Genomic DNA, 9,598 nt, shown 5'->3' with positions numbered 1-9,598 from the left:
CAGGCCGCGTCATCGTGCGCCACGGCGCCGAACTGATACGCCCCGCGCTTGAGCAACACACCGGCCCGTGCCGCGGCGGCCACGAGTGCATCGAGCTGTTCGGCGACATCGGCCACGAGGCGCCACATCACCGGCGGGCCGGCAACCTGTACGCCCACCCACGGCGCCTCAGCGAGTGCGGTGCCAACGATTTGCTGCAGCTGCCCACCCGCCGCCGCCATGCGATCACAGACATCGAGCCGGTCATGCCATTCGAGCACGGCGCGCGCCGCGGCCAGTCCGGTGCTTTCCGTCGCGGCAGTGGACGAAATCCAGGTGCGACGCGCTGCGTCCATCACGTCGGCACGGCCGACCACCGCGGCCAGCGGATAGCCGTTGGCCATCGCTTTGCCCAGTGTGGTGAGATCGGGGGTGACATCACGCAGCGATTGCACTCCACCCGTGCGCACACGAAACGCCGTCTTCACCTCGTCGAAGATGAGGACGGCGCCGGAGCGCGTCGCTTCTTCGCGCGCCGCCTGCAGCCACTCGAGGGAGGCAATGTCGTGGACGAGTGGTTCGATGATGATGGCCGCAGGCGCAGGGCCCAGCTTCACGGCACTGCGCAATGCGAGCACGTCATCGAACGGCACCCAGGTGACGGCTTCACGCACGTCCGGCGGTACACCGGCCGCATCGCTGCACCAATCCAGCCAGCCGAAGTAGCCGCACGCGATGATGCGTTGGCGATCGGTGGCCGTGCGCGCGAGCCGCACGGCCGCAGCCGTGGCTTCGGCGCCGGTGCGCAGAAACCGCACCTGCTCAGCGCAGGGGATGACCTCGGTGAGCCGTTCGGCCACTTCCACCTCGAGGCGATGCGGCAGGGTGGCCACGTTGCCCTGCACCACCGCTTCCTGCACGGCCTGGGTGATGGACAGGTCGGCATAACCGATGCCCACGGCGCCAAGGGCCATGCCGAGGTCGATGAAGCGGCGTCCATCGGTGCTCCACACCGCGCAGCCCTGTGCGCGCTCGAAGTGCGTGGGCATGGCGGCGTCGAAGGCACGTGTGCCATACAGCGCTTCGGGGCGCTTGCTCCCGGTGGACGACCCGCCGGGAATGACATCGGCAGCGCGACTGCGCCACCCGTCATCGGGCAATCCACCGAAGGCAATGCTGCGTGTCATGCGACGGGCTCGCCGTCGGCCTGCGCGGTTGGCACCGCGGCCGCCTCGGTGTCTTCACCGTTAGCCTGGCCCGCTTCTGCGAGCGCCCGCTGTACGGCCAGTCGTGACTCCCGTTCGATGGTGCGCAACACTTCGATGCTGGCCGTGCGAATGAGCAGCAGTTCGCGCTGATCGGGGTTGGCGCGGAAGACCAGTGAGCGGAACGTGCGCATCATCAGCTCTTCGTTGCGCGTGCCGAAGTAGCGGATGGCCGTGAGCGCAGCGTGCATGTCGGCAAACGTGCGCTCGACGTCGTCCTTGCTGGGTGAGCCGGCCGCATTGCGCGGTGGCGGCAGGCGCTTGGTGGCATCGCCTGCCAGCAAGTGCAATTCGTACAGCGCGAGCAGGCACGCCTGCGCGACGTTGAGCGAGAAGTGTTCGGTGGTGGGAATGGTGCAGATCGCATTGGAGCGATCGAGTGCTTCATTGGGCAGCCCGTGATCCTCGCGCCCGAACATGATGGCGACCCGCCCCTGCTGCGCGAACTCGAGCAGGTCGACGGCTGCCGAACGGGGGGTGTGGCGCTGCCAGCGCGCGGCCTGGCGGCGCCCTGAGAAGCCCACCACGTACACACAATCGGCGAGGGCTTCGTCGATGGTCTCGAAATGCTGAATGCGTTCAACGATGTCGCGCGTGTCATGCGCAACCTGTTCGACGCGGTTGGGATCGTACGGGCAGGGACGAATGAGGCGCAGGTCGCGGACACCCATGTTCTTCATGGCCCGGACCACACCGCCGATGTTGATCGAATCCTGGGATTCGTAGAGCACCACCGTAACGGCGTTGAGAATCGAGTCGGTCATCCGCCCAAGATAGCACGTCCCGTCATCCGAGCGTCGTCCGTCCGGGCCCACCGGTCGTCCCACCCTATGCGACGTGTGGAGATCGGGCGTTCAGGTCGACGGGTGACCGGCGCGCATCACCGGCAGGGCATCGACCGGAGACTCCCGGTCTCCTCGCAGGTAGGCAAACCCACCACCCCCCGAAAGAGCCAGTTGCCCCTGACGGCGTTCACGTCCGGCGACCGCATCGTTCACCACCAGTTGCAAGCCGAACGATGGTGGGCCGCGGTATTGGGGGTTCATGGACCAGACCAACTGCAGGAGCCAACCGTCTTCGACTTCCCGCCAAGTGGATGTCGGAGGAATACCGAGGACGCCCTGGCCACTGGGTGGCACGAGCGATGTGGACCGGCAGACACCAGGGTCAACCGCCAGCGGCACCACCAGACCGGCATCCTGCCACCTCTGTCCATCAACGGTGGCGTACCACTGTACACCGCACACGTTCACATCGGCGCGCTCATTGTCGAGCGGATTGTCGGGCATGAGATCCGATGCCCCCGTGGCAAAACGCGGCATCACATCGCGGTCGTGCCGGATGTGCAGCCGTGCAATGAGTTCGGTACCGCATGAGGCCAGTTCGATGGTCGCGCTTGGCCGCCCTGCGAACTCCCACGGCGTTTCGGTTTGCCGGTAGTGGGCTGCCCCGAGAACCCACTGGACGGCTCCAGGGAGCGGTTGCGTGAGCGGAGGCGCACTCACGCTGTCGCCGGCCAGCGCTGGTATACGCACCGGTGGCGGAGGCATGGTCGCCGATGTGAACGCCGTGTCGGTCTGAGATGCGGACGGCGATTCCACCACGGGCAGCAAGTCGAGATCGATGCTGCTGCGTGCCCGACCCGCCGTGAGTCCGATCTGCCAGCCGGTCACGACGGGGCGATGGGCGCTGACCGTGCCATCGGCGGTGTGCACACGAGCGAGGCTATCGGAATCCGATGCTGCTCGCGCTGATTCTCCCGTGCGCGACACCAGCGCCGGAAAGTCCACCGCCACGACCTCGGTGGCTGTATTGGCCGCAGACCATGCCCACACCCCAACGATCGTTCCGCTGACGCCCTCCGCTTCGATCCAGTGACGTGCCACGCTCGACGCGCGGTTCGCTGGCGCGTGGGCATCGGACGGTGGGAGTGGCGGCGCAGGCGCATCAGCTCGCAGCCAACGTGAGGGTTGGCTGGACGCGTACCAGGCGCGCATGCCCATTGATGTGAACGCGACGGGCGTTCCAGCGCCACGCAGCTCCACCTCGTTGGCTTCGGAGCTTACGGCCACGTTGGACAGGAAGTCGAACCCATCCTCGAGACCGCCCGCACCGATACGCGTGACTGCACGCCACGTGTGCTCACCGTCAAGCTGTGCCTGTGTGGCGACGGGCAGTGTGAGCGTGACGGCTTGGTCGGCATGCCATTCGGCATGCCATTCGGCATGCCATTCGACGATGTCGACGAGATGCCCGTCGCACACGACGATGGTGCGCGTGGCCGAGACGCCGGGGGCCAGACCGGTCACCGTCTTGCGCATCCAGCCTGCCCCACCGCGGTCCTCGAACGCAAGTAACGTGGCGGGCTCCCGCTGTTGGGAAGCGTTGTTCACCAACGGAGCGTGATGCGCAAGCGTGCTGCGGTACCAGTGCAATGCCTTTTCGACATAGCTGCCGGTACCCGGATCGTCGAGCACACGCGCGGCACCGTCCTGCAACGTGAGCGACAAGCGGTCTGGGTGCCCATGTCCTCCACCCGTGTCCCCGCCCTCCAGCGCCACGTACACGCGACCGCGGTCGCGACGAATGACCGCCAAGCCCTGCGATGGCAGAAACGCGCTGCCGGGCGACACCGCCCCATCGGCCACTTCGTGCTCACTGGCTGCGAGCAACGCGCGCCAGGAAAGGTCCGCACGGGAAAGCATGCCGGGCGCGTCGTGCCGTTCAGCGTCGGCCGTGGAGAGCCGACGTCCGCGTCGTGCAACAGCATGTCCTGACGCTGGCGGCGCATAGAGTCGCGCCAGCCACGCAGAGAGCACACGATGTGGCCGATGCGCGAGGCCCAGCTCGAGATGTTCGGCCATGCGCCACTGGCGGATGGAGATGCCGTACTGTGAGTCGCGCCGAGCCGGTAGGGTGTCATCGGGCAACACACCGACCAGCGGCGTGGCGAAGCCCTGATGGAAGCGCGCGTCGAGATGCGGCGGCAGTTCGCGCCCTGTGGCGCGCATCCACTGCACGCCGTACCACAATCCACGGTGTGCGAACAGATGATAGTTCTCGCCTTCGTACCAGCTGCCGTCGCCCAGCAAGGCGTGCTCCAGCAGCCACGGCAATGATCCGGGATTGCCCCATCGCCGTTCGATATCCGCGTCGCGACCAAGGAGAGTCCACGCGCTGAGGACCGCAACCTCGTTCCACACCTGGCGGTTGGAACGCCCCTCGGGGTAGCTGGCAATCAATGCGCTCGACGGCGCAAGCAACTGATCACGAATCCGGTCGCCCATGGCGTCGCGTCCCGCCGATTCGAGCAGTGCCAACGCGTGAGCAGCGTTGAGCAACCAGATCGACTCGAGGTATGTGCTGAAGAATGGCCGCGAGGGTCCGAGCACATTGTCGCGATTGGGCCAGGTCGTATAGCGATCTGCAAGTATGCCAAGGATCGATTCAGCCAGTTCTGCATGCTGTGCCTCGCCACGCAGGACATACAGCGCGCCCGCATGCACCGCCCGCTCGACGGTCCACAGCTGCGCATTCATGGCCCACCAATCGTCATGCTCGCTGGCGACATAGTCGCGGGCGCAGCGTGCACAATGGTGATGGTGCGGCCGCCAGGGGTCGAAGTCGAGCAGCGTGCCGTGCACGGGGCATCGCCCACCAACGCGGGTCAGCCGTGCCTTCTGCAATGGCACCGGTGCATTGCCGCTGGAGACTGCCGCCCTGAGGGGCTCCAATTCGGCGGCGAGTCCATCGGCCAACGCGGCCAGCGATGCATCCGGCGCGATCGCCCGCTTTCGGGCCGCCAGATCGAAAGACAGCAGTGCGCTCATTCGCGTGTCCACCGGGCCACCGACGTGAGCTCACCACGCAGGTCCATCACCACGTTCTGCAGGCGCCGTGAACGTCCCTGCACGCCACGCGCGTGATATAGCCAGGCCACGGGCATCTTCGACTGCAACTGCGCATCCACGTCACGCCATGCGGCGGCCGCGGCATCGGGTGTGGCTGCCCGGGCCCCAGCGAGCGCGCGATCGAGCTGTGCGTCGTGAAAGCCGGTGTAGTCGAGAGCACCACCGCGCTGGGCCGACGCGAACATGGCAGACAGATGCCCGAGTGCGATATCGCCCGGAATGCCCGTGACGGCCATATCAAAAGCGATTTGCTGCGCCTTGTCGGTGGCGCGCACGGTGGCGAGAAAGGTCGCGAGCTCCATCACCCGAATGTTGACGGTGATGCCACGGGCCGCGAGGTCGGCCTGCACCAGCTGCTCCACCGCCATGTCACCGCTGCCAACCGTGAGCAGCGTGACCGTGAAGGGCGCGCCACTGCGCTGACGCGGGCCGCCCGCACTGGCGCGCCGCCAGCCACTGGCATCGAGCAGCGAATCGGCGAGCGCCAGTTGGCGCGCACGCTGCATGGGATCCTGCGTGGCGCTGGTCGTATCCGAAAAAGGCAGCCCGGGCGGGACAGCGCCCGTAGCGGATGCGCCGTAGCCGGCCACCGCCGCGCCCACGAGGCGCGTGCGATCGATCGCCAGCGATACCGCTTGCCGCACACGCACGTCGTCGAACGGCGCGCGCAGCGTGTTGAAGGCCAGCACTTGAGAGAACAGCACGGGCGGCGTCATCAACGACAGCAGCGAATCGCGCGCCACCAGATGTGCCATGGCGGGCGAGATACCGGCGAGATCGAGTCCTCCGCTCACAAGTCCCGCAAACTTGGTGGCCGCTTCGTCGACCACCGCCACAACCAGACGCTCCAGCGCCGGAGGGCCGCCGAGCGAAGCGGGGAAATCCGGGTTGCGCACAAACTCCCAGCGCCGCCCGGGCGTGCGCGCCGCAAACCGAAAGGGTCCGTTGCCAACGGGCGCCGTGGAAAACGCATGTCCACGCCATCTCGCACGCGGCACCGAATCGAGCAGGTGTCTGGGCACGATGGGTAACTCCGCCAGCACCACCGGCAGTGCGGCCTGTGGTGCCGTGAACTCCACGCGCACTGAATGACGGTCCACCGCGGTGACACGCCGCACGATGCCCACGTCGGCGCGACGTGGTGAGCCGAGTGTCGAGTCGGCGGCGGCTTGAAGGGTGAACACCACGTCCTCGGCCGTGGTGGCCACACCATCATGCCAGCGGATTGCCGTGTCGAGCGAGAAACGCACCGCCAGGCGATCAGCGTCCCATTGCCAGCTCCGCGCGGCGTACGGCTCCGGCTGCAGCGCGCTGTCGAGTCGCACCAGCGTGACAAACAGCGCATGGCGCTGCAGCTGGCGCGAGAGCGGATGAATGGTGACGAGCGGGTTGCCCGACTCCAGATCACTGCCGGAAGCCATGACCACGGTGCCCGCTGCCCGCTCGGCGCCGCCGCACGCGCCCACGGCGCTCAGCAGGGTGAACATGATGAGGAGCCTGCCCATGAACCCGCGTGGCGCCCGTCGGCGTATGCCACCACTGGCTTCATGACGCGCATCACGGGTTGACGTACCGCTGTCCGGTGCGATCATCCTGCCGTGCGCCGATTCTCACTGCGCGTGTTCGACGCGCTCGTGCTGCTCTGGCTTGTTGTCACGTTCACCTTCGCGCTGATCCATCTGGCGCCGGGTGATCCGGCGACGTTGCTCGTGGCGCCCACGGCCACCGCCGACGAGGCGGCGCGGTTGCGGGCGCAGTTGGGGCTCGATGCGGCGTTGCCGGTGCAATATGTGCGCTGGGTGGGCGGTGTGCTGCGCGGTGATCTGGGCGAGAGTCTCACGCGCGCCATGCCGGTCACCAGGGTGATCGCCGAGGCGCTGCCGGTGTCCCTGTTTCTTGGGGGCGTGTCGGTGTTGCTCACGTTCGTCGTGGGCACCCTGCTTGGTGTATGGCAGGCGCTGCGGGCGCGCAGGCTGGTGGACCGGGTGTTGTCGGTGCTCGGCACGGTGCTGTATTCGGCGCCGAGTTTCTGGCTCGCGCTGGCATTGGTGACGGTGTTCACGTCGGGGATGGTCTGGCTGGAGGCACCGGCGTGGCTGCGATTGCCCGCGTTTGGTATGCAGGACCCGGGCGCAGCGGTGCCCAGCTGGGGCGATCGTTGGCGTCATGCGGTGTTGCCGTTGATTGTGCTCAGCGTGCCGGGCATCGCCGGCGTCACCCGCTATGCGCGGCAAAGTTTTCGGGATGCCGCGCTGGCTCCACACGTGACCAGCGCGGTGGCGCGTGGGCTGCCTACCCCGCGCGTGGAGTGGCACCACATCGTGCGCAATGCGCTCACTCCACTGGTCGTGCTGTTCGGCCTGACATTGCCCGGGGTGATTGCCGGTTCAGTGTTCGTGGAACAGGTGTTCGCATGGCCCGGGCTTGGCCGCACCATGATCACGGCCATTGCCGGGCGCGACTATCCGGTGGTGCTCGGGCTGACGCTGGTGTATGCCGCCGCCGTCATCTTGTCCAATCTGCTGGCCGATGTGCTGCTCTGGTGGCTCGATCCGCGGCAACGCGACGCGAGACCGGCCTGATGCCACGAGCGTATGGAGCGAGTGCATCGAGGCTGATGCGGCGTGTACGGGCGATGGATTCCCGCGTCGTGTTCGGGGCGGTCGTGCTGTCGCTGATGGTGGTGCTGGCGGTGGTCGTGCCGTGGTTCGCACCCGCCACGACGACGGACATTGGCGATGTCCTGGCCACGCGCCTCGTATCGCCGTTTGGCCGTGATTCACTCGGTCACTGGCACGTGCTGGGCACCGACGCCTTCGGACGCGATCTGTTTGTACGACTGTGGGTGGGCGCGCGTATCTCGTTGGCCGTGGCGGTGGCGGGGTCGGCACTGTCCGGCGCGATCGGTATTGCGTTGGGCGCCGTGGCTGGGTGGAGCGGCGGTTGGATCGACCGGATCATTGCATCGGCGGGTGATGCCCTGCTGGCTATCCCGCGGCTCGTGTTGTTGCTGGTGATCGCCGCGCTGTGGGGACCCGGTCTGTGGGTGGTGATCGTGGTGCTGGGGCTCACCGGGTGGATGGCGGTGATGCGCCTCGTGCGCGCTGAGGTGCAGGTGGTGCGCGGGCTCTCCTATGTGGAGGGCGCGGATGCCCTGGGCGTCCCTTCGCCGCGTGTCCTGGCCCGCCATGTGCTGCCGAACGCCGTGGGCAGTGCCACCGTCGCCATCACCCTGGGCATAGGCAATGCGATCGTGCTGGAGAGTGGGCTGTCATTCCTCGGACTTGGCGTGCAGCCACCCACCGCCAGTTGGGGCAACATGATTGCCGGGGGACGCGAATGGCTGCTCACCGCGCCGTGGATTGCGCTCGCTCCCGGCGTGCTGCTCATCGCCACCGTGGTCGCATGCACAATGCTGGGTGAGGGACTCAGCGAGCAACGCGCTTCTCGCGCACGAAGCACGGAGCCGCAGCCCGACGACGTCAGCGCGGACCGCCAGGTTCACGCCGGAGCCTGATCGTCAGCACGTCGCGTGGCGCGAGCACAAGTTCGATCCGTCGTCCGTGCACAACGCCGTCGCTCGCGCGGCTGGCCGAGGTGTTCGCTTCTGCGTTGGGCAGCAAGGGCGCTTCATCGAGACGGCAGTGCGTAACGAGCCAGGGACCGTCGTCGGGCAGGACCCACGCTCCGACAGAGTCCTGATCGGCAAGATTGATCGCCCGCAGCACGATCGCGCGCTCATCGACCGTGGAGATCGTGCACGCCGATGCCTCGAGCGCATCTCCTTCCAGCGCCGCGCCGCCTCGGTGCCACGACTGCGAGGAGTCGTTCGCTTCAGGTGGTGTGAAGTCGAACCACGACTCCCCAACCAACGGCAGCAAGAGGTCATCGACTGCGTCGTGAACGGCGCGCCGTGTGGACGGAGACCAACCCTCCGTGAGCAACACACCCGCCTGTGCTTCGAACACGCCTTGCGATTGTGCTTCGGGCACGGGTGACGGCCATCCCGCATGACCGGGACGCTCCGGCAGATCCGCGCGCGACAGCTCCCCCACGGCACGCAGCAGGGTGAGTGCCATCCGACCAGGCTGTACTTCATACTCAGCGAGTCCATCGGACAGCATCACGACGCTCCGCTCACGCGTCGCATGAGCCACCCAGCGATGCATGGGCTCTCCCTGCGGCACCGTTTCCGTCACTGTGTGCACAGAGTTCTGCTGGTCGCCCTCGGGGCGTGGCACCGTACCACGGTGCACAGGACCAAATGCCGCATCGGCATACACGTCGCCGGCTTGCACGTCGGTGTGCCACACCAGTTGCAGGCGATGATCGCGCCGGCGGTTCTCTCCGCGCACATCGCAGCGCAGCACATGTGCGTCCGCGTCCAACGACAGTGTGGTGTGCAAACGCACGCGGCGATCAGCAGACCGCCACCAGAGGCGC

Annotated in this window: 7 protein-coding genes; 2 read left to right on the top strand and 5 right to left on the bottom strand. The window is 67.1% G+C overall.

Annotated features, from left to right (window positions below; genetic code table 11):
* From VGE27_RS10775 to VGE27_RS10760, 4 genes are all read right to left on the bottom strand, one after another.
* A partial coding sequence (locus tag VGE27_RS10775; RefSeq protein WP_331049655.1) for an aminotransferase class III-fold pyridoxal phosphate-dependent enzyme occupies positions 1-1,166 on the bottom strand: 1,166 nt, incomplete at its 3' end.
* Positions 1,163-2,008 (bottom strand): RNA methyltransferase, encoded by an 846-nt coding sequence (locus VGE27_RS10770; protein WP_331049654.1) that lies wholly within the window; start codon positions 2,006-2,008, stop codon positions 1,163-1,165. The genes VGE27_RS10770 and VGE27_RS10775, both read right to left, overlap by 4 nt.
* Positions 2,009-2,098: 90 nt before the next feature.
* On the bottom strand, positions 2,099-5,074 hold the full coding sequence (locus VGE27_RS10765) for a heparinase II/III domain-containing protein (RefSeq protein WP_331049653.1): 2,976 nt from the start codon (positions 5,072-5,074) through the stop codon (positions 2,099-2,101).
* The gene (locus VGE27_RS10760; protein WP_331049652.1) at positions 5,071-6,642 is read right to left on the bottom strand and encodes a peptide ABC transporter substrate-binding protein; all 1,572 of its coding nucleotides are present in this window, start codon (positions 6,640-6,642) and stop codon (positions 5,071-5,073) included. Before VGE27_RS10760 ends, VGE27_RS10765 begins: the two co-directional genes overlap by 4 nt.
* Before the next feature lie 111 nt (positions 6,643-6,753).
* On the opposite strand from VGE27_RS10760, the gene VGE27_RS10755 reads away from it, so the two are divergent.
* Together VGE27_RS10755 and VGE27_RS10750 are read left to right on the top strand one after the other, a co-directional pair.
* Positions 6,754-7,737, top strand: a complete 984-nt coding sequence (locus VGE27_RS10755) for an ABC transporter permease (RefSeq protein ID WP_331049651.1) — start codon at positions 6,754-6,756, stop codon at positions 7,735-7,737.
* Positions 7,737-8,672 carry an ABC transporter permease gene (locus tag VGE27_RS10750; RefSeq protein WP_331049650.1) on the top strand — a complete coding sequence of 312 codons (936 nt, stop codon included), beginning with the start codon at positions 7,737-7,739 and terminating at the stop codon, positions 8,670-8,672. The genes VGE27_RS10755 and VGE27_RS10750 overlap by 1 nt, the downstream gene beginning before the upstream one ends.
* On the opposite strand, the gene VGE27_RS10745 is transcribed toward VGE27_RS10750, so the two are convergent.
* Positions 8,638-9,598: glycoside hydrolase family 38 C-terminal domain-containing protein (locus tag VGE27_RS10745; RefSeq protein ID WP_331049649.1), on the bottom strand; the 961-nt coding region annotated here is incomplete at its 5' end. The genes VGE27_RS10750 and VGE27_RS10745 overlap by 35 nt on opposite strands.

It is taken from the genome of Gemmatimonas sp. (genome assembly GCF_036405635.1).
Taxonomy (GTDB): domain Bacteria; phylum Gemmatimonadota; class Gemmatimonadetes; order Gemmatimonadales; family Gemmatimonadaceae; genus Gemmatimonas.
The sequence above is the reverse complement of the archived record's forward strand: the minus strand, read 5'-3'. Positions and strand labels throughout refer to the sequence as shown.

What these genes read in the sequence shown, in the direction of transcription:
- VGE27_RS10760 (WP_331049652.1), bottom strand. Translation starts at nt 6,642, where the DNA reads ATGTTCACCCTGCTGAGCGCCGTGGGCGCGTGCGGCGGCGCCGAGCGG.
- VGE27_RS10750 (WP_331049650.1), top strand. Translation starts at nt 7,737, where the DNA reads ATGCCACGAGCGTATGGAGCGAGTGCATCGAGGCTGATGCGGCGTGTA.
- VGE27_RS10770 (WP_331049654.1), bottom strand. Translation starts at nt 2,008, where the DNA reads ATGACCGACTCGATTCTCAACGCCGTTACGGTGGTGCTCTACGAATCC.
- VGE27_RS10765 (WP_331049653.1), bottom strand. Translation starts at nt 5,074, where the DNA reads ATGAGCGCACTGCTGTCTTTCGATCTGGCGGCCCGAAAGCGGGCGATC.